The organism is Microcoleus sp. FACHB-1515 (assembly GCF_014696105.1).
GTDB lineage: Bacteria > Cyanobacteriota > Cyanobacteriia > Elainellales > Elainellaceae > JAAUTJ01.
The window spans coordinates 131,484-151,096 of sequence record NZ_JACJPO010000015.1 but is presented as its reverse complement, the minus strand read 5'-3'; the positions used below and the strand labels follow the sequence as shown (position 1 = coordinate 151,096).

At 54.7% G+C, this 19,613-nt stretch carries 21 protein-coding genes; 9 read left to right on the top strand and 12 right to left on the bottom strand.

From position 1 onward, the window contains the following. Positions 1-25: 25 nt before the first annotated feature. On the bottom strand, positions 26-160 hold the full coding sequence (locus H6F67_RS28040; RefSeq protein WP_277874551.1) for a hypothetical protein: 135 nt from the start codon (positions 158-160) through the stop codon (positions 26-28). Between H6F67_RS28040 and H6F67_RS04095 the strand changes: the two genes are divergently transcribed. Beyond that, positions 146-1,660 carry a SagB/ThcOx family dehydrogenase gene (locus tag H6F67_RS04095; protein WP_190763584.1) on the top strand — a complete coding sequence of 505 codons (1,515 nt, stop codon included), beginning with the start codon at positions 146-148 and terminating at the stop codon, positions 1,658-1,660. The genes H6F67_RS28040 and H6F67_RS04095 overlap by 15 nt on opposite strands. Next, positions 1,660-2,559 carry a 50S ribosomal protein L11 methyltransferase gene (locus tag H6F67_RS04090; RefSeq protein ID WP_190763582.1) on the top strand — a complete coding sequence of 300 codons (900 nt, stop codon included), beginning with the start codon at positions 1,660-1,662 and terminating at the stop codon, positions 2,557-2,559. The genes H6F67_RS04095 and H6F67_RS04090 overlap by 1 nt, the downstream gene beginning before the upstream one ends. A 12-nt stretch (positions 2,560-2,571) precedes the next feature. Here the strand turns inward: H6F67_RS04090 and H6F67_RS04085 are convergent, their stop codons facing one another. From H6F67_RS04085 to ureE, 3 genes are all read right to left on the bottom strand, one after another. Next, positions 2,572-3,642, bottom strand: a complete 1,071-nt coding sequence (locus tag H6F67_RS04085) for a glucokinase (RefSeq protein WP_190763580.1) — start codon at positions 3,640-3,642, stop codon at positions 2,572-2,574. 153 nt (positions 3,643-3,795) lie between these two features. Continuing rightward, entirely contained in the window at positions 3,796-4,473 is a 678-nt protein-coding gene (locus tag H6F67_RS04080) for an urease accessory protein UreF (RefSeq protein ID WP_190763578.1), read from the bottom strand. Then, positions 4,466-4,939: an urease accessory protein UreE gene (gene ureE / locus H6F67_RS04075; protein WP_190763576.1), complete on the bottom strand. Its 474-nt coding sequence runs from the start codon at positions 4,937-4,939 to the stop codon at positions 4,466-4,468. The genes H6F67_RS04080 and ureE overlap by 8 nt, the downstream gene beginning before the upstream one ends. 272 nt (positions 4,940-5,211) lie before the next feature. Here ureE and H6F67_RS04070 point away from each other — a divergent pair, with 272 nt between their 5' ends. After that, entirely contained in the window at positions 5,212-5,730 is a 519-nt protein-coding gene (locus H6F67_RS04070; RefSeq protein WP_190763574.1) for a LuxR C-terminal-related transcriptional regulator, read from the top strand. Here H6F67_RS04070 and H6F67_RS04065 read toward each other — a convergent pair. Continuing rightward, a complete protein-coding gene (locus H6F67_RS04065) occupies positions 5,693-7,018 on the bottom strand; it encodes a sensor histidine kinase (RefSeq protein WP_190763572.1) in 1,326 nt (441 codons plus the stop codon). The genes H6F67_RS04070 and H6F67_RS04065 overlap by 38 nt on opposite strands. Before the next feature lie 259 nt (positions 7,019-7,277). Here H6F67_RS04065 and H6F67_RS04060 point away from each other — a divergent pair, with 259 nt between their 5' ends. Then, positions 7,278-8,345, top strand: a complete 1,068-nt coding sequence (locus H6F67_RS04060) for a zinc-dependent dehydrogenase (RefSeq protein WP_190763570.1) — start codon at positions 7,278-7,280, stop codon at positions 8,343-8,345. Between the two features lie 40 nt (positions 8,346-8,385). Here the strand turns inward: H6F67_RS04060 and H6F67_RS04055 are convergent, their stop codons facing one another. Both H6F67_RS04055 and H6F67_RS04050 read right to left on the bottom strand, forming a co-directional pair. Then, positions 8,386-8,988, bottom strand: a complete 603-nt coding sequence (locus H6F67_RS04055; protein WP_190763568.1) for a 50S ribosomal protein L25/general stress protein Ctc — start codon at positions 8,986-8,988, stop codon at positions 8,386-8,388. Positions 8,989-9,072: 84 nt separating this feature from the next. Further along, complete coding sequence (locus H6F67_RS04050) at positions 9,073-10,410, bottom strand: adenylosuccinate synthase (protein WP_190763566.1); 1,338 nt, start codon at positions 10,408-10,410, stop codon at positions 9,073-9,075. 225 nt (positions 10,411-10,635) lie between these two features. Here H6F67_RS04050 and H6F67_RS04045 point away from each other — a divergent pair, with 225 nt between their 5' ends. The 3 genes from H6F67_RS04045 to H6F67_RS04035 all read left to right on the top strand — a co-directional run bounded on the left by H6F67_RS04045 (position 10,636) and on the right by H6F67_RS04035 (position 11,919). After that, the gene (locus H6F67_RS04045) at positions 10,636-10,935 is read left to right on the top strand and encodes a type II toxin-antitoxin system HigB family toxin (protein WP_190763564.1); all 300 of its coding nucleotides are present in this window, start codon (positions 10,636-10,638) and stop codon (positions 10,933-10,935) included. Beyond that, a complete protein-coding gene (locus tag H6F67_RS04040) occupies positions 10,919-11,323 on the top strand; it encodes a type II toxin-antitoxin system HigA family antitoxin (protein WP_190763562.1) in 405 nt (134 codons plus the stop codon). Before H6F67_RS04045 ends, H6F67_RS04040 begins: the two co-directional genes overlap by 17 nt. Before the next feature lie 62 nt (positions 11,324-11,385). After that, positions 11,386-11,919, top strand: a complete 534-nt coding sequence (locus H6F67_RS04035) for a DUF456 domain-containing protein (protein ID WP_190763560.1) — start codon at positions 11,386-11,388, stop codon at positions 11,917-11,919. 14 nt (positions 11,920-11,933) lie between these two features. Here the strand turns inward: H6F67_RS04035 and H6F67_RS04030 are convergent, their stop codons facing one another. From H6F67_RS04030 to map, 4 genes are all read right to left on the bottom strand, one after another. Continuing rightward, the gene (locus tag H6F67_RS04030) at positions 11,934-12,959 is read right to left on the bottom strand and encodes a bifunctional heptose 7-phosphate kinase/heptose 1-phosphate adenyltransferase (protein WP_190763558.1); all 1,026 of its coding nucleotides are present in this window, start codon (positions 12,957-12,959) and stop codon (positions 11,934-11,936) included. Positions 12,960-13,032: 73 nt separating this feature from the next. Next, positions 13,033-14,208, bottom strand: a complete 1,176-nt coding sequence (locus H6F67_RS04025; RefSeq protein ID WP_190763556.1) for a TonB family protein — start codon at positions 14,206-14,208, stop codon at positions 13,033-13,035. Between the two features lie 31 nt (positions 14,209-14,239). Next, the gene (locus tag H6F67_RS04020; protein WP_190763555.1) at positions 14,240-14,959 is read right to left on the bottom strand and encodes a precorrin-2 C(20)-methyltransferase; all 720 of its coding nucleotides are present in this window, start codon (positions 14,957-14,959) and stop codon (positions 14,240-14,242) included. 4 nt (positions 14,960-14,963) lie between these two features. Next, positions 14,964-15,791: a type I methionyl aminopeptidase gene (gene map / locus H6F67_RS04015; RefSeq protein ID WP_190763552.1), complete on the bottom strand. Its 828-nt coding sequence runs from the start codon at positions 15,789-15,791 to the stop codon at positions 14,964-14,966. A gap of 127 nt (positions 15,792-15,918) precedes the next feature. On the opposite strand from map, the gene H6F67_RS04010 reads away from it, so the two are divergent. Beyond that, positions 15,919-17,433 carry a hypothetical protein gene (locus H6F67_RS04010; RefSeq protein ID WP_190763550.1) on the top strand — a complete coding sequence of 505 codons (1,515 nt, stop codon included), beginning with the start codon at positions 15,919-15,921 and terminating at the stop codon, positions 17,431-17,433. A gap of 3 nt (positions 17,434-17,436) precedes the next feature. Here the strand turns inward: H6F67_RS04010 and H6F67_RS04005 are convergent, their stop codons facing one another. Next, positions 17,437-18,138, bottom strand: a complete 702-nt coding sequence (locus H6F67_RS04005; protein WP_190763548.1) for a glutamine amidotransferase-related protein — start codon at positions 18,136-18,138, stop codon at positions 17,437-17,439. Between the two features lie 147 nt (positions 18,139-18,285). On the opposite strand from H6F67_RS04005, the gene H6F67_RS04000 reads away from it, so the two are divergent. Beyond that, positions 18,286-19,488 (top strand): sugar MFS transporter, encoded by a 1,203-nt coding sequence (locus H6F67_RS04000; RefSeq protein WP_190763546.1) that lies wholly within the window; start codon positions 18,286-18,288, stop codon positions 19,486-19,488. The last annotated feature ends 125 nt before the right edge of the window (positions 19,489-19,613 follow it).

Below are 19,613 nucleotides of genomic sequence, written 5' to 3'. Positions count from 1 at the left end.
GGTTAGGGGATGCGAGCAAAATCTCTTAAGGAAGCTCGATCGATTCCTCCAAACCGTTTAGCCATCCGATCGAAAATTCCACCCAGGTTTGCCGAATTTCGATCGCGTCTGCCAAGATCGATCGAAAGACCGTTCTGAACTGCTTATGCCGGAACTGCAAGTTTCGATCGCTCGCCACTACCACGAGCGCACCAAATATTCACCTCAATCGATCGCCAGCAAATCGCACTCGATCGACTGGGCAAATCAGCCTGTGCCGTTCAAAGAATACAAAATCGGCACGGTCTATGACCTAAAGCCGCACCTGATGGGCGATTTGCAAAACGGCGAGGCAGGTGAGTGGCAGCGGCTTTCGCGCTTGCTGTATGACAGCTATGGGCTGACGGTGAAAATGCTGACGATGAGCGGCGAAGCGGTTTATTTGCGATCGGCTCCGTCGGCGGGCGGTTTGTATCCGACGGAACTCTACGTGATTTCGCGGGGAACGCCGCTGCTGCCTGCCGGACTCTACAGCTATCAGCCGCAGTCGCATTCGATCGTGCGCTTTTGGGATAGCCAAGTGTGGTCAACTCTGCAAGCGGCTTGCTTTTGGCATCCGACCTTGGACAATACGCAACTGGCGATCGTGCTGACGGCTGTGTTTTATCGATCGGCATGGCGCTATCAAGACCGTGCCTATCGCCGCATTTTCCTCGACAGCGGCCATCTGATCGGCAATTTGGAACTGGCAAGCGCCATCACCGACTATCGCCCGCATTTGATTGGCGGCTTCCACGATGCTGCCGTCAATGAACTGCTGTATCTCGACGCGACTCAGGAAGGAGCGATCGCCGTTCTGCCCTTGGCCGATCTGCTCGACGTGCGGCAAAATCTTCCCCTCGCGCCGACTGCCCTACCGTCCGCGACGCAAACCGACTATCCCGACATTCCCGATGGTGAACTGCTCAGCTACTTCCATCAGGCTACACAGATCACAACGGCAGATTTGCGGACGATCGCGCCCACTGCATTGATCGACGACAAATACAATTTTCCGTTTTGCCTCAAGGTTTCCACCGCTTCAGCCGCGATCGACTGGGGCGAAAATCTGACTATGCTGGAAACGACGATGCACCAGCGGCGATCGACTCGTGCCTACAGCGGTGCAGCCCTGAAGCTGGCAGAACTCAACGCCCTGCTGGATTTCACCTATCAGCCACAGCACTACATCGATCAGGAACTTGACCCGACGCCCGACTATTTCGATTTGAACTTGATTGAAACCTTCATCGCCGTATCAGGCGTGGACGGCTTGGAAGAAGGCTGCTACTACTACGCGCCCAAAGCCCAAGAACTGCGGCAAATTCGCTTTAAGAACTTTCGGCGCGAACTGCATTTCTTGTGTCTCCAGCAAAATCTCGGTCGCGATGCGGGAGCCGTGCTGTTTCACACGGCTGATTTGCAAAAAGCCGTTGATCAGTATGGCGATCGCGTCTACCGCTACCTCCACATGGACGCCGGACACCTCGGCCAGCGCTTGAACTTGGCGGCGATCCGCTTGGGCTTGGGCGTCAGCGGCATCGGCGGCTTTTTTGATGATGCCGTCAACGAGGTGCTGGGCATTCCCAGCGATGAAGCTGTCCTCTACATCACGACGCTGGGACGACCCAGCCAAGCTTAATGGACGATCGAATCGAACTGCGGCTAGAGGCAACGGCAGAAGGCATCGACTGGGTGCGATCGCTGCTCGCCACGATCGGCTATGCGGGCGAAATCGACATTCGACCGACCGAGGGCGAATCTTGGCCGTATCGAGTGCGGCTGTATCCGGCGCAAGGATTTGAGGTCGATCGCATTGCCTCCACGCTGTATTCTCTCGAACGCACCAAACTCACCAGCGCTTTGAAAGCGTTCAACGTGGATGAAGTTACGATCGCCGCTTCGCCCACGACTTCGATCGGGCGATTCACGATTCAGCCACCCGATCGCAAGCCAGCCGAAACTGACCAAATTACTTTACAAATCGGCAGCACCTTGGCGTTTGGTAGCGGTCTGCATCCCGCCACGATCGTTAGCCTGAAGCTGCTCGATCGCCACCTGTCACCGTCGATGCAAACGCTCGATCTTGGCTCAGGATCGGGAATTTTGAGCGTGGCAATGGCAAAGCTGGGCGCGGACGTGATGGCGATCGACAACGATCCGATCGCCGTGCAAGCAACGGAATCGACCGTCAAGCTGAACGGGGTCGAATCACAGGTGCAAACCTTGCAGGGCAGTTTGGGACAGGGCAGCGAGTTCGGCCACTGGATGAACGGCAGTTCGTTTGGCAGCGTAGCCGCGATTCGTCCGATCGCGCAGTTCGATTTGATCGTGGCAAACATCCTCGCCCATCTGCATTTGACGCTCGCAACTGACTATCAGCAAGCCCTCAAGCCAAAGGGCATCTTGATTACAGCAGGCTACACGATCGATCGGGCTGAGGAAATCGATGCCGCCTTGCAAGCGGTCGGGTTTGAAGCGATCGATCGCGAAATGCTCGATGACTGGATTGCGATCGCGCATCGGCTGCAATTCATCTGAACGGCCTACCTTCTAATCTGGCAAACGAGCCGCACAAACGGCAGCACCGATCAGCCCAACCTGCGGATTGAGAACCACCTGGATCGGGATGCGCTCCATCAGCGGACGCATTCGGCCTTTTTCCAAAAACGATTTGAGGAAGCTGTTGGGGTCGCGATCGCGCTGAAGCAAGGGCAAATTTTTCGCTGCGATGCCGCCTGCAATGTATAGCCCGCCGTAGGGCAGGATTTTCAAAGCGAGATTGCCTGCTTCGCTGCCGTATGCACCTGCGAAAATCTGCATAGTTTGCTCGCTGAGATAGTCGCGATGTTCAGCGGCAGCTTGGGCGATCGCCGCACCGGGATCAACCGTTTTTTCCTTCTGGCCGATTTGATGCTCCCAAGCGCGAACCACTTCCGCGATCTGAGGAGACTCCGGGGCAAATTCGCGATCGCGCAAAAACTGATAGATCGCCAAAATGCCTTGTCCCGACACGACTCGCTCGACCGAAACGCGCCCGATGCTGTGCTTGTCGAGCAGATATTTCATCAGTTGAAACTGAAGCTCGGTCTGCGGTGCAAAATCCGTATGTCCGCCTTCGGTTCCATAAACGGCATATCGATCGCCCTGCCAGGTGAGGAATCCTTGACCGAGTCCGGTTCCCGCGCCGATGATGGCGATCGGGGCGTGCGGTTGCGGTTCGCCTTCCTGCAAACAGCACAAATCTGCCGCTTCCAGCTTCAAAATGCCGTAGCCGACAGCAGCAAAATCATTGATCAGCGTGACGTGGGGAATGTGCAGTTCTTGTTCGAGGCGATCGGCGGCCAACTGCCACGAGAGATTCGTCAGGTTGCAGGTGTCGTTGACGACTGGCCCTGCAATGCCAAAGCAGGCTTTTTGAATCTGCGGTTTTTCGCCGAGTGCGGCTTCGGCTTCGCTGAAAAACTCGCGCACCATTGGCACGAGATCCGGAAAGTCGGCGCTGACATAGCGATTTTCGTGCAGCGTGGTGAGATTTGCTTCGGCCTCGCTGGATGGTTGCGCTTCCACGAGTCGCAAAATCGTTTTTGTCCCGCCAATGTCGCCCGCTAGCAGTCTGGTCATGTCGGTTTCGATCGCGCTTAGATTTCCGTGAAAATTGTAACTTCTCTGCCAGAAGCGATCGCCTGCCTGGATACTGAGACAGCACAGCTTTACAAACATCGCATTCAGTTTGAACGATTGATGATGAGGCAGTCAGCACTTCTCCAATTCACACTAGCTGCGAAACAACCGTGAATACAAGGTTTCGTGGTTCATGCTGGCGATCGACAAGCCCCAGCCGCAAGCGGTCAGTTCTGCATCAGATAAGTTCAAGATTCGCTCGGCAGTTTGGTGAATTTGCGGATGCAGTTCGAGCATCGATCGCTGCCCTGCTGTTTGACCCAGCGGAATCAGGCGGACTGCCGCGCTAACAAGATTTGCTGCCCAACTGTGGAGGTAGCCAAGGGTGGCTGTGTGACGATCGATCCGCCAGTTTGCTGCGGCAATGCCAAAGGCTGCTGCATAGTTGCAGGGTTCTCCGCAGGCAGCAATCAGCGGCTGTACGCAAGGCGACAGATCGATCAGCAGTCGAGCGAGCGATCGTCCCATCTGCCAGCTTTGTTCGCGCAGTTCTTCGCTGTCGCGGACGGCAGAAAGCCAGTGATTCCACTGACTCAGGTGAGCCGAATCAACCAAACTTGCTTCATAGACTCTTAACATGACAGCCGCTTCAAGACGAATTTGGCCGTAGCTGAGTTCTTGAATCAGCCAGTGCTGAAGGCTAGCAGCATTGGCGATCGTACCCAACTGCACCAGGGTTTCTAGCCCTTCTGAATAGCTAAACGCGCCGACAGGCAACGCTGGACTCGTCAATTGCAGCAGTTGCAGCAGTTGCAGATGCGGCTCAGTCATGAGTATGGCTGCTGTGATGCAAATGTCCGTAAGCGCCCACTTCTGGTGAGAACGGCGCAATTTCTTCGGCGACATGCAGCCCCATTCGATCGAGCATCGTCCGCAAAACCGGATCAGGCGAAAGCCGCAGATAGGTGGATGTCACTTCCAGCGGCACATGGCGATTACCGAGATGATATGCCGCACGAAGCAGATCGATCGCTTGGTGCGCCGTGATGGTAAGGACGGGTTCTGGTTTGGCGGCAATGCTGACCAGTCGATCGTCATCAGAAGAGAGCAAATCGCCATGCTGCAAAACGGTTCCACGTGGCAAATTGAAGTAAACCGATCGCCCTGAAGCTGTTTTGAAATGATGGCGCGATCGCGTTCGTTCTTCTGCCGTCAACGCCAGCGAATCGACGATCGCCGCTTCAGCAAAATCTTTGCCAGTCGAAAATCGCTGCGTCAGCGTGATTGAATCGTTCATCTTTGCATAATACCGTCGATCGCCTCCGATAAGTTCAGTATCAATCACCGAAATGATTCGCGTCTTGGATGTAGTCGTGGCATACGAAAACTGAAGAGCGCGAACGTACAGGCGATCGCATCTTCGGTTGTTTGCTGTCTATTTAAGTCCATCGATCGCGCCGTTTAGAAGTTGTGCTGTTGTTCATTTGGGAGATCGAAATGACCCCTGCGAAGAGTGTGCTATCGCCTAATCTAGGCTCGCAATTCTCGACAGAACCTATCGGAAAACAAATGCTACTTTATGGTGTTCTAGAAGAAATGATAGACGGAATTTTAGTAATTACAGCGCAAGGACAAATAAAATATGCCAATCAGTCTGCACAAGATATTTGTCAGTTGCTGACAGCATCGCGATCGAATCTGCCATCTCAGATTTGGAAAGTTTGCGTTGCGCTGCTGGAAACACAACAGTTTCTTCCAGAGCAGATGTTTATCTTAGAAGACGAAATTCGCGCTGAGCAAGCTCACAATTTGCGCGTCCGCGTCCGCCGAATTGAGTGTGAAGTTAACGAGGTTTGCTTACTGGTAACGATCGAAAATCGCGACCGCAACAATCAAAGTGTTGCCCTTGCAGAAGCACGACGTTACGGATTAACCAGTCGCGAAACGGAAGTGTGGATGTTACGACGCAGCAATTTGAGCTATAAAGCGATCGCCGCCAAGCTGCATATTGCGATCGATACGGTTAAGAAGCACATTAAAAATATTCACGCTAAGCAGCAGGTCGCGATGTGGCGTGAGCCGCAATAGCAGGCTGTGTGAATGCAGCAGGCAGCGGCAGTTCAATCGAAAATTCAGTACCCTGCCCTGGCTCAGACCAGCATCTAAGCTGACCGCCATGTCCTTCCACAATTATCTTATGGCTGATGGCTAAACCTAAGCCTGTCCCTTTTCCTCGCGGTTTTGTAGTGAAAAATGGGTCAAAAATACGATCGCGAATGTCTGCGGCCATGCCTTTTCCATTATCACGAATACGCACGACAATTGCTGGTGTGGAATGAGAAACTGTTTCAGTAGTAATCCGAATTCGCTGAAGCGGTTGACTGCTTTGATCAAAGGCGTCGAGCGCATTACCAATTAAATTCATGAACACCTGATTAAGCTGTTCAGGGTGACATTCAATCAGCGGAATTTCACCATATTCTTTGATAACTTCAATCTGATCGGCGGCCTTCAGACGATGCTGCAAAATGGTCAGCGTGCTGTCTAAGCCTTCGTGGATGTCGCTCAGCCTTTTTTCATCTCCGTCGCGGCGGGCAAAATTTCGCAAGCTTAGGACGATCTGTTGTAGGCGATCGGCTCCTACTTTCATTGAGATCAAAGACTTTGGCAGATCTTCGGTTAGGAACTCAAAATCGATCGCCTGACTAAATTGTTGAATCGCATCAACAGGCTGCGAATAGCTTTGCTGATAAAGATGGATTAGCTCGAATAGATTTTGAATGTACTGGCTCACATAGTTAATATTGCCATGTACGAAGCTCAACGGATTGTTGATCTCATGTGCAATTCCAGCAATCATTTCACCTAAGCTCGACAGCTTCTCTGCTTGAATAAGCTGAGCTTGTGTGTCTTCCAACATCTGTCGAGCTTGCTTCAACGCTTGTTCAGTCCGATACTTTTGTACGCCATTTATCCAGTGAGTCGTCACTTGGCTGCTGAGCATTTGCAAAGCTTCTCGCTGATTAGCATTGAGATCAAAAACAGTCTGATCCAGTAGACAAAGCCAGCCAAGCAGCACTCGACTTGAAAGCAAAATCGGTACGGCAACCAGATAGTAGCCTTCTTGAGTGACCAGCGTTTTAACTTGGCAGGAGTCGGCAGTCCACAGGCCAATTGTCTTGCGAATCTCACGGGCGATCGCATCGATTTGGCAGTCGGTTGATGCTTGGAACCAAACGCGCTCGATGCCGTTTAGCGCGACCAGCGCGATCGAAACGTGACAGGTGAGTGAAGCGAGCGCGGCAAGGTCGGTCAAGGCGGCATCAAAACTGCCACCACAGGCTAGGGTCGCTTCGCGATTTGGGAAATTCATCATCGCCAAAATCCTCTGCTATGTGGTCTTGCGGGAGTATTTCTACCGAGTTCGCTACATCCTATCAGGACAAACTCGATCGAACGGTGAAGCTATTGCGAAAAGTTGCTGAAGATGTACCGCTGCTTTGTAAAAGCTTGATGAGGGAGGGCAGCAGGCTCGACTTGACCTATGCGTAAACTGCTCGATGCTTCTGCCTTTGGCCTCCTGCCTCCTGCAAAAATGGTAGAGTCGATCGCAAGCTAGAGAGGAGCCGTTTGCCATGAAAGCGCAGGTGTTTCGCGGAGTTAATCAGCTTCGCTATGAGGATGTTCCCGTGCCCGCGATCGCACCTGATGAAGTGCTAGTGCAGGTGCGCGTTGTCGGTTTGTGTCAATCAGATATTAAGAAAATTCGCTATCCGCTGCTCGATCCGCCGCGCATCTTTGGACATGAAACGGCTGGTGTAATTGCGGAAGTTGGTGCGGAAGTGAAAGGCTGGCAGGTTGGGCAGCGTGTCGTTGTTCTCCATCACATTCCCTGTATGCACTGCGGCTATTGCTTACAAGACAACTTCTCAATGTGTGAAGTTTACAAAAATATTTCCACAACGGCAGGGTTTGCACCGAGCGGTGGTGGATTTGCGGAATATGTAAAAGTACCGGGGCACATTGTCCGTAACGGCGGCTTGATTTCGATTCCCGACGAGGTGACGTTTGAGCAGGCCAGCTTTGTGGAGCCGACGAACTGCTGTTTGAAAGCGGTGAAGAAAGCGCAGATTGCTCCCGGTCAAACGGTTCTGGTGACAGGAGCGGGACCGATCGGTCTGATGTTTGTGATGCTGGTGAAATATTTTGGGGCGAGAGCGATCGCCACCGACCTCCTGCCCACCCGCATCGAAAAAGCGCTTCGCGTCGGAGCCGATGCTGCCTTTGATGCTCGCGATCCCGACCTGCACACCAAAGTTTTCGCCTTGACGGGAAACATGGGCGTGGATGTGAGCCTGCTGGCCGTTCCGAGCGAAAAGGCGTTTTTTCAGGCGATCGACTGTACGCGCAAAGGCGGCAAAATCTTGTTCTTTGCAGAGTTTCCTGATGAAGTACAAATTCCGCTCAACCCGAATTTGCTCTACCGTCGCGAAATCGATCTGATGGGCAGCTACAGTTCTTCGTATCGCGTCCAGCAGCTTGCCGCCGATATTGTGTTCAACCGCCGGATTGATGTCGATGCTTTGGTGAGCGATCGCTATCCCCTGAGCGATTTGGCGGCAGCAGTCGATCGCGCCCTTTCCCCAACAGCAGAAACGCTCAAGATCTTGATTTATCCAGACCTTGAGCGCGATCGAGTTTGAAATGATTGGGCAGGGGTGCTTGCGCCCCTACACAAAGCAATTAAGCTTCGGGGATTGCGGCGGCTGCATCAGCATCAGCATCGCGACCCGTTGTCGAGACAAGGACAGTGACGACAACGCGATCGCTATCGCCAACTGCTTCCACGCCCGCAGGCAGCTTCAGGTCGCCCACGTGCAGCGCACCGCCGACATCGAGATCGGTGATATCCACATCGATCGTTTCGGGAATGCTTTCGGGTGGGCACTTCAGCGTTAGTTCGTTCAGCACGGTATCAAGCGCACCGCCATTTTGCTTGACGCCGATCGATTCACCCACGAAATGTAGGGGAACAGTGGCTTCGATCGAATCTTGCTGAGCGATCGAGAAAAAGCTGAGGTGATAGATTGAGTTGCGCCAAGGATGCGTTTGCACTTCGCGCAGCAGCGCCTTACCGCTCCAGCCGTCCGCAACTTTGACATCAACCAGCGTATTGTTGACCGAGGCTTTTTTCACCAGGGTTTCCGCCGCTTTTGCTGGAATTGCGACAGAAATCGATTCTGTTCCTTTGTGGCCGTAGATCACAGCGGGAATCAATCCGCTTTGCCTGAGGGCGTTCGGCTTACTTTCGGGTGAGCGTTTTTGACATTCGATCGTCAGTTCCATTGTTCAATCAACTTAACTAAGGTGTACTTGGAAAAATCAGACAGCCACAAATTTGAAACAGCCACAGAATTGAGACAGCCAAACTTAAACGGTAGCAGGCGCAACGCCGTTCGTGTGCAGCAGTGCCCGCTTAGGACCGTGAATCGGGTCTTCCACGATGATCGTTTGGTCGCGGCTGGCGCCGAGCGAGACGATCGCGATCGGCACTTCCATCAGTTCGGCAAGGAACTTGAGGTAGTCCAACGCCTGCTTGGGCAGATCCTCTAGGGTGCGACAGTTCTCCGTCGATTGCTTCCAGCCCGGAAGCGTTTCGTAGATCGGCTGACAGCGACCAAAGCGGCGGGCGTTGCTTGGCAAATCGCGGACGCGCTGCCCGTCGATTTCGTAGGCCACGCAGACCTTGATTTCTTCGAGGTCGTCTAGCACATCCAGCTTGGTGATGGCGAGACAGTCTAGCCCGTTGATGCGGACGGCGTAGCGCCCGATCACGGCATCAAACCAGCCGCAGCGCCGTTCGCGCCCGGTGGTTGTGCCGAACTCTGCGCCGCGATCGCGCAGCAACTCTCCTATTGTGCCATTCAACTCGGTTGGGAAGGGACCTTCACCCACGCGAGTCGTATAGGCTTTGGCAACGCCGATGACGCGATCGATAATTGTGGGACCAATCCCTGACCCGACGCAAGCTCCGCCCGCAACCGGATTCGAGGAAGTCACGTAAGGGTAAGTACCGTGATCAAGATCCAGCAGTGTCCCTTGTGCGCCTTCAAACAAAATGTTGCGACGCTGTTCGACGGCATTGTAAATGTGCAGCGAACTGTCGATTACGTGCGGGCGCAGGCGATCGGCATAGCCAATGTATTCATCGATGACCGCATTGGGATCGAGCGGCGGCAGGTCGTAGAGCTTTTCGAGGATGACGTTTTTGTATTCGATCGCCCAACGCAACTGCTTCCGCAGGCTGTCCGAATCCATCAGATCGATGACGCGAATGCCCGTCCGCTCTGACTTGTCGGCGTAGGTGGGACCAATGCCGCGCTTGGTCGTGCCGATTTTGTGATTGCCGCGCCGTTCTTCTGAAGCTTGATCGATCAGGCGGTGATAGGGCATCGTCACATGCGCCGTTTCTGAAATCAGCAGATTCTCGGTTGAGATGCCCAGCGCTTCAATCTGATCCAGTTCTTGAATCAAAACTTTCGGATCGATTACCGTGCCGCAGCCGATGATGCATTCGGTGTTGGGGTAAAGGATGCCGGACGGAATCAGGTGCAGCTTAAAGGTTTGATCCTGCACGACAACGGTGTGCCCAGCATTGACGCCGCCCTGATAGCGCACGACAACATCGGCTGACTTGCTCAGCAGATCCGTGATTTTTCCTTTTCCTTCGTCGCCCCACTGGGCACCGATGACAACAACGTTAGCCAAGGCGTTAATTACACAAGTTTCAAAAGTTTGCAGACCTTTCATTATGGACAGCGATCGCGATCACTGTCAACTTCAATTTTCGAGGCGATCGGATTTTCTGCTCTCAAAATGAGAAATCTTCAATGTTGACAGTTATGCTCTCGTTCTGAGAGAATAGATAGACCATATCCAATCCATCCACCAAATACCCGCCAATGAATATTAGAAAAATTCCTCAAACAGAATATGCGCCTGATTTCTATTCGCAATCTCCGCAACGATGCCTCTCGATATGCTGATGCAAGAGAGCAGGTTGAGACTTGGTTTGACAAGATTAAAGAGGCCAACTGGCAGAATTTGGAAGACGTTCGCAAAGTTTACAAAGACGCTGAAGCCGTTGGAAACTTCACCGTTTTCAACATCAAAGGCAATGACTACCGCTTGATTGTTGGAATTGACTATGAGTTTCAAACGATCTACTACAAGTATTTCTTAACTGACGCTGACTACAGCAAAAATAGATGGAAAAATGACCCTTACTTTTGACCGAATCGCCTATCAAAACTTGTTGGCAGAAGTTGCTCCTCAAGTGATTGAAACTGAGGAGGAGTACGATCGCGCCCTCCAAATTGCTGAACGCCTAATGTTCACTAAAGATCGCACACTCGAAGAAAAAGCGCTCTTCAAACTTCTGGTTTTGCTGATTGAAGCGTATGAATCAGAATATTATCCACGTCCATTCAATGACTCAACGCCTCATGAAGTTCTTCAACAGTTGATGAAAGCCAACGGAATTCGTCAAGCCGATCTAGTTGGAATCATTGGGACAAGCGGTGTGGTGTCTGAAGTTGTGAATGGCAAGCGATCGATCAGCAAAGCCCAAGCAAAAGCGCTAGGCGACTATTTCAAAGTCTCGCCCAGCCTGTTCATCTGAAGAAGCCGCCTGGAATCGATAGACTGATAAAAGAATTCAAGTTTCAAAAGGCAACAACAAACATGGTCGTGCTGTATGGGCTGCTCGTTGTGGTCATGCTGGTGGGAATTGTGGGCGCGATCGTCCCTGGAATTCCTGGCATCAGCTTGATTTTTGGCGCGATCGTGGTTTGGGGCGTGGTCAAAGGCTTTGCAGGGCTGACCGTGCCGCTGATTGTTGCGGGCGTCGTGCTGCTGCTGGGCATGGGGATCGATTTTTTGGCAACCTATTGGGGCGCACAAAAGTTCGGGGCGAGCAAGTGGGGACAAATTGGCGCGATCGTCGGCTTGCTGCTGGGATTTTTTGGCTTGCTGCCCGCTCTACCCGTTGGAGGTCCACTGGTCGGATTGCTGTTTGGGCCACTGGTGGGAGCGCTCATCGGAGAATTTCTTTATCGTCGCGATCTCAAACTTGCACTGAAGGCGTCATTGGGGATTTTGGTCGGCACGATCGTCGGGAATTTGGTGCAGTTTGTGCTGGCGATCGCCACCGTCGCCGTTTTCCTGTATGCAACTTGGTCGAGCGTGATGGGCGGAACTGCTACGCTACCCGTTTAAGCAATCCGTTTAAGCTATAGCCCATCCAGCAATTCTTGCAAAGCCGCTCTCATCTCTTGCGGACTGGTAGTCGCTGTGCCGAACTGCCGCACGACAATGCTTGCCGCCAAATTGCCTAAAACCGCAGCTTCCCAAAGCGATGCGCCGCCGATCAGTCCCAGCGTCAAGGCAGCAGCAACCGTGTCGCCCGCTCCGGTCACATCATAAACATCGGTGCGATTGAAGGCGGGGATCACCTGCTGGCTCGATCGATCGAACAGACTCATCCCCTCCTCACCTCTGGTAATCAGAATATGCTGAGCTTGCGTCAGATTGAGCAGATCTTGTCCGGCGCGATCGAGCGATTCCGCTGAGTCGATCGCATAGCCGACCGCTTGTTCCGCTTCGGGCAAATTCGGGGTGAATACGGTTGCGCCTTGATAGCGATCGAGGGCTTTTTGGGCATCGACGATCGATCGATCGTGCTGCAAAGCCGCTGCAATTACGGGAGGCGTCAAGGTTCCATCGCCATAGTCTGAGCAGACGATCGCATCGACAGTCCCGATTTGACTGGAAATATATTCGGCTAGCTGAAGCTGCAAGGCGGAATCGGGCAGATCGTCGGATTTGCGATCGACTCGGACGATTTGCTGTGTCACCGACTGGCGAGCATGGCCGGAAATGCGCGTTTTGGTGACGGTGGGGCGATCGGAATCGATCAAAATTCCGGTTGTGTCGATGTGGGCAGACTCGAAGATCGATCGCAGTGCCCGCCCCTGTTCATCTTTGCCAACTAGTCCAACCGCCTTCACCTGTGCGCCTAATTTTGCCAGGTTGTAAACGGAGTTCGCGCCGCCGCCAGGAATTTGTCGGGTGATTTCGTGGCGCAAAATCAAAACCGGAGCTTCACGCGAAACCCGCTCCACCTGTCCGGTGAGGAATTCATCCACCGTCAGATCGCCCACGACCAAGACGCGAGCCTCGGTGAAGCGATCGAGCAGGGCAAACAAACGGGCAGCACTCGCCTGTAGCTGCTGAGCAAAGGCAGAATCTAGCGTCATCGATCGCGGTGGGAATCAACGGAACTCATTGTCGCGCAATTTGTTTCCAAAACGCGCAAAAACGCGATCGCCATTAGCTAGCCGGAGGTTCTTCTGGTGCCGCCGCCGCACAAGCCTCCGCGCTGAAGGGAAATGTCACTGTCACTTGGAAAGGCTGTTCTTCTGACGTGGTGTTGTCGAAGTTGTAGCGACGGACGGCTGCAAGCGCGGCTTCGTCAAAGACGGGATAGCGAGAGCTAGAGAGCAATTGCGGATCGCCCACAATGCGATCGTCTGCGTTCACATCTACACCGTAAATCACCGTTGCCGTTGCTCGAATTGGACAAGCTTCAGCCGGATAGCGCACGCTAATCTCGGCTCTGCGTAAATCTTCGAGCGTCCGGCCTTCATTCCCTACATAGAACCAATCCCCAAAGGCACGATTTGCATCACCTTGACTTGTGGGGCGAGAACCTGCTGGATAAGGCGTCAGCAGGCGAGCCACCCGACGCGCTTCCTGCTCTTGCGCTCTGCGCCGAGCAATTTCTTCTTGTGATGGGCGATCGGGCGTTGGACTGGCCGGAGATTCGGGCGGACTCTCGCTGTTTGTGCCGCTGCCGTTGTTTGTGCCTGCATTGGGTGAGGGCGTCGCTGTTGGGCTGGGAGTGGGTGATTCTGCTAGAGGCGGCACATTGTCGATCGAAGTTCCCCCTTCTGAAACGGTTTCTCCGGGCGTGGGGGGGGGCAACGGCGTTGGCGTTGGGGTAGGAGTCGGCGTTGCGGTGGGCGTTGGGGTAGGAGTCGGCGTGGGCGTTGCCCTGGGCGTTTGGCGCGTGGTGGGCGTGGTCGATCGCACTCTGGGGCGGTTAGGAGTAAAAACTTGCGGCAATCGACCGAGCGACGGCGGCACATAAAGCGAGCTTGGTGGAAACAGCGATCCCGCAGGCGGCGTCGGCAGCGGCGTGACCGAAAACTGCTGCGGCAGGCGACCCGCATCGGCAGGCGGCAGCGGTGCGGCAGGAATCGGCAAACTGGCCTGAGTATCAAACTGCGGCACACGGGCAAGTTCTTCGGGCGACAGTTCCACCAAGCCCACTTCGCGCTGAATTTCCGCCTCGGTCGGTTGCCGTGCCGCCAGCGGCAGATACGGAAAAATCGCCCACAGCAAACCATGCACCCCGATCGACGCCAACACCGCGATCGCCGTCGGGTCGCGCAGAATCGATCGCAGCGGGGCTGGCAATGACTGAAGCATCGAAGATTGCGTCATGATTTGCGAAGGCGAGTTTCTGGAAGCAATTTTAAGAGACAGGCGGGGGAACCTGCACAATCAAGAGAGAGAAATAGGGCAGTTTCAGGTCAGGGCGATCGCGCAAATCCGAGTAAATCACTTGATTGGGCAAGGTCGCCCGTTCGATCACGTGGCTGTGCTGCAAAAGCTGGCGTTTCTGGAGAATCCGCCAAACCTGGGAATACACCGAACTCACCTTCATTAATACCAGCACTTCAGCGGAATTCAGCGCGGTTTCCAAATCTGAAACGGTGTAGAGCGCAGGTAGAACGGTGAGCCGTTGCGATCGAATCGTCAGGGGCAAGCCCAACTGCGCCGCCGCCGCCAGCGGTGAACAGATGCCGGGGATCGTTTGGATTGGGGCGATCGGATGAAGCTGCCCAAGCGTCTGCGCCAAATAGGTAAACGTGCTGTAAAAGCTCACGTCACCTTCAGAGACAAAGGCGACATCCTGCCCTTGCTCCAGATATGACCACACTTTTTCAGCGGCAGCTTGCCACGCCTGTTCGAGTTCACGATCGTTCTGCACATAAGGAAAAACCAGCGGTAGACGAACCTGATCGGGCTTGAGCCAAGGCGCGATCGATCGCTCCGCCACGCCAGTCTGCCCATTCATTCCCGCCGGAAACGCCACGATCGAAACGGACTGCAAGAGCCGCAAGCCTTTCACCGTCAGCAGTTCCGGATCGCCAGGACCAGCCCCGATGCCGTAGAGCGTTCCAATTTTCATTCGCTCAAATTTTGGTGCGATCGGTCAAAATCTCATACCCGTCTTTCGTCACCAAAACCGTATGCTCGAACTGAGCAGACAAGGCACGATCGAGCGTCACGACCGTCCAGCGATCGGCCAAAGTGCGCGTGTGTTTCGATCCGGCATTGAGGATCGGTTCGATCGCCAAGGTCATTCCTTCGCGCAGCTTGACGTTGGGCAGTTCCCTCGTGCGGAAGTTAAAGACGGCGGGTTCTTCGTGCAGATTGCGTCCGACGCCGTGTCCGGTGAATTCTTCCACGACTTTGAATCCGGCGGACTCGACCGAATCTTGAATTGCTCCGGCAATGTCCATCAGAAAGTTTCCGGGTTTGACCTGGGCGATGCCTTGATAAAGGGCGGCTTCGGCGGCTTCGATTAGCTTGGCGGCTGGGGGCGCGACCTGACCGACGGCGATCGTAATGCAGGAGTCGCCGTGAAAGCCTTGAAAGAATGCGCCCGTATCGACTTTCAGCACGTCGCCCGATCGGATCACTTTTTTGCGGCTGGGAATGCCGTGAACGACTTCGTTGTTGAGGCTAGAGCAGATCGAACCGGGAAAGCCGTGATAGCCTTTGAAGCTGGGAACTGCGCCCATTTCGCGGATGCGCTTTTCGGCGTGAGCATCCAAATCCGCTGTTGTCATGCCCGGTTCCACCAGTTCCGAAATTTCTTTCAAAACCGTTGCCACGATCGCGCCCGCCTGCCGCATAATTTCGATTTCGGCAGGCGATTTGGTTTCGATGCCGCGCCGCTGACGTTTGATTCGAGGAGCCGCAACGGGCTGAGGCAAAATGTTTGACAGAAAATTCATGGAAGGCTGATCTTGGATGCTGTTCTTAAGGTAGCTTAATCGGCGGCTTGATCTGCGGAGCGGGCAACTTCAACATGCAGCGGAACTCCTGCTAAAGTAGCGATCGATTCGCTTACCCAGGTGTCCGATGGCTCGTTCTCGCTTCTCGGCATTCTCGCAGCCGATCGATCGCAGCGCGATTCTGCTGATGATCGCCCTTGCCGTTGTGATCAGTTTGGTGCTGCTGAAGGGCGATCGCACCGCTGCCCATGTGCGCGATTTTAGCTGGCAGGGCAGGCATGTTGGCGTGGACGATCGCGCGTTTGTGTTGAACTTCAGCCGCCCGATGGATCATGCCAGCGTTGAATCGAATTTGCGGATCGAGCCGCCTTTGCAAGGGCGAATTAGCTGGGCGGGTCGCCGCATGGCCTACACGCTCAACGATCCGCCGCCCTATGGCTATGACTTTAAGCTGCAACTGCAAGATGCTCGCGATCGCTTCAGCGACCCAAACGACGCTCGGACGCGGATGCAGCCGTATGTCGGTGAATTTCGATCGCGCGATCGTGCCTTTATCTATCTGGGCATTGCGGGCGAAGAAGCAGGCCGACTGGTGATGTATAACCTGACGACTGAGCAGCGGCAGATCCTCACGCCCGCCAATCTGGTTGTTGTCGATTTCAAGCCGTATCCGCAGGGCGATCGCGTGTTGTTTGCCGCCAACGATCGCGCTTCGCAAACGCAAAATCTGCTCAACCAGCAGCTTTACACGGTCACAACCGGACTGCCCGCCCAAGCCCAGCCCGGACTGCCCGGACAGCGCCAGCCGGAAGCCGAACCCACTCGTCCGCCTGGAGAAGTTCATCTGGTTCTCGACAATCGCGACTATCAAAACATGCAGTTTGATTTGTCGGCAGATGGCAGCAAGGTTGTGGTGCAGCGCGTCAGCCGCAACAATTTGGCAACCTATGGCCTCTGGCTAATCGAGTCCGGCCAGTCGCCGCGCCCGCTGGAAGGTCAACCCGGCGGCGATTTTGTGATTACGCCTGACAGCCAATCGATCGCCATCAATCAAGGTCAAGGTGTGGCGATCGTGCCCCTCGAATCGGGAGCCGAACCGCTCGACTTTCTGGCGCAATTTGGGCAGACGCTCGACTTTAGCCCGAACGGATCGGCAGCGGCAATGGTGCGGTTTAACAACGACGTTCCCACTCAGCCAACGCGATCGCTCTTCCTGGTTGCCGAAGGATCGCAGCGCGAACTGCTCACGACCAACGGCCAAATTCGCGCCGCCCAGTTTCACCCGACGCGACCGCTGCTCTACTGCTTGTTCACCACGCTACTCCCCGGAGACGAAAACCGCGAACAGCCTTATCTGGCGGCGATCGACACCGAATCGGGCAAGCGTGTCGATCTGCTGATGCTGCCGATTCAGCAGGAAATTCAGTTCAGCCTGTCGCCGGACGGCTTGGGCGTTTTATTTGACCAAATTCAACCAGTGGCCGAGGGACAAACCAGCGTCATTTACGGCAGCGACGGACAGCCGATCGCCAACAGCAGCCTGTGGATTTTGCCGATCGCCACTGACGGCAACGGCTTTCCCAAACAGGCAGAACCGAAAACCTTGCCGATCGCCGGATTGCGTCCGTTCTGGCTACCCTAGCGATTAAGCGGCATCCGAAAGCGATTTGGCCTGCAACCACTGCGGCAAAAAGCGACGGAGCCACGCTTCAACGGCTGCACCGTAGCGGGCGTGGTCTTGAAACTGTTCGGCTCGCGATCGCGCTCCCGGTCGCGTTAGCTGATCGATGCCGTTCGTCGTCCAGCGATCGAGCAGCATTTCGTTCATTTCAGGATGGAATTGCAGGCCATATACCGAATCGCCATAGCGGAACGCCTGATTGGGAAATTCGTCGCTTTGGGCGAGCAACACTGCGCCCTGCGGCAACTCGAAGCCTTCCTGATGCCAGTGATAAACGGTTGTGGGAAAGTCGGGGGCGGCCACTGTCGGACGAATCGGTACATAGCCAATTTCGACAATTTCTTGCGGATGTGGCCTGACTTTTGCGCCCAGCGATCGAGCCAATAGCTGTGCGCCCAAGCAGATGCCGAGGTAAGGTTTGCCAGATGCGATCGCTCGTTCAATCCACTCCAACTCCGTGCGAATAAACGGCAGGGTTTGGTCATCATTGGCGCTCATGGGGCCACCAAACACGATCGCGCCTGCATAATCATCCAGCGTGTCCGGCAGCGATTCACTCAGACAGGGACGGCGAACATCCAGTTCATAGCCGTTTTCTTCGAGAATTTGCCCGACCAGTCCGCAATTCGAGTTTTCCTGATGAACGATCACTAAAATTTGGCTCACGGTTCACGCCTCGCAACACTGTTTCTACTCTATCGATCGCCCGCAGCCGAAATCGTCTGACACGGCACAGCCCGCAATCGCTAGCATGACGGAGGCGATCGATTTCTCCGGGGATCGATCGCCTTGCTGCTGATTCTCGCTGGAGTTATGAAGCCTCCCCGACTGTCTCGTCGATCGACCGCTCACTCCAGAATCGGCGTGGCGATCGCGCTGTATGCCTTTATTGCGATCGGCTCTGCCGAAGGCGGACTGGGCGTTTTGCTGCCCTCGATCTGGACGACCTACGGCATTTCGCCCGCCACCGTCACGCTCTTGTTCATCAGTCAAATTACGGGCTATGTCGTCGCCGCCTTCAGCAGCAGCGTGATCAGTCAGCGGCTTGGACTGGCGCGAATGCTGCTAGTTGCGGCTTTGACGCTGGCGATCGCCCTGCTCACCTATGCACTTTCGCCCGTCTGGTCGGTAATGGTAATTGCCGGAACGCTGCTGGGTCTGGGTATTGGCCTGATCGACGCAGGCATCAACACCTACATTGCCAGCGATCAGCAAAACGCGACGCTGATGGGCGTACTGCACGGCTTTTACGGCATCGGGGCTTTGTTGGGACCCACGATCGCCACCTTCCTACTGAGCGCCGACTGGAACTGGCGATCGATCTACCTGGTGTTTGCCAGCATTGTCGGACTGTTGGCGATTGCTGCGCTGTGGGCAGTGGTGACGAACTATCGCCCGCTGACTAAGCCGATTGCTACTGATGATCATCCGAATGCTTGGAGCAGTCTGCGACAGGTGGTGAGAACGCCCGTTGTGCTGGTGATGGGCTTGCTGCTGCTGGTCTATGTCGGCACGGAAGCCTCGATCGGTAATTGGGCGTATGCCGTGCAAACGATCGGTCGCGATCTGCCGACGCAAACGGCGGGATACAGCGTCAGTGCCTACTGGCTCGGTTTGACGATCGGGCGATTTGCGCTGGGGCAGTTTGTGGCGCGGCTGGGTGCAGTTCGCGTCGTCACGCTTTCCCTGCTGCTGCTGCTGATTGGCCTGCTGTGCTGGTGGCAGCTACCGCAAGTGTGGCTGAGTCTGCCGCTGATTGGATTTGCGCTGGCGGCAATTTTTCCCACAACGATCTGGCTGGTTCCGCAGCGCGTCGCTCCGGCGATCGTTCCTGCTGCGATCGGCTTGATTACCAGTGTTGCCAGTTTGGGCGCGGCAATCATTCCCACCAGTGTCGGCTGGATCGCCGATCGCGCCGGACTTGAGCAAATTCCCGCGCTCATGCTGCTGCTGGCGATCGGACTGCTGGCGCTTCATGCGTGGCTGGTTCAGCGTCCGGCGAAATCGCTGCCCTAAAATCCCGGCTGCAATGCGATCGAACAGCGAGATACCGAACGGCAATTGCTGACATCTACCCAATGAGGAAATTTCACTCTAAGTGAACCGCTGCGGGAAACTATAATGGTTCGACATAATCCTTT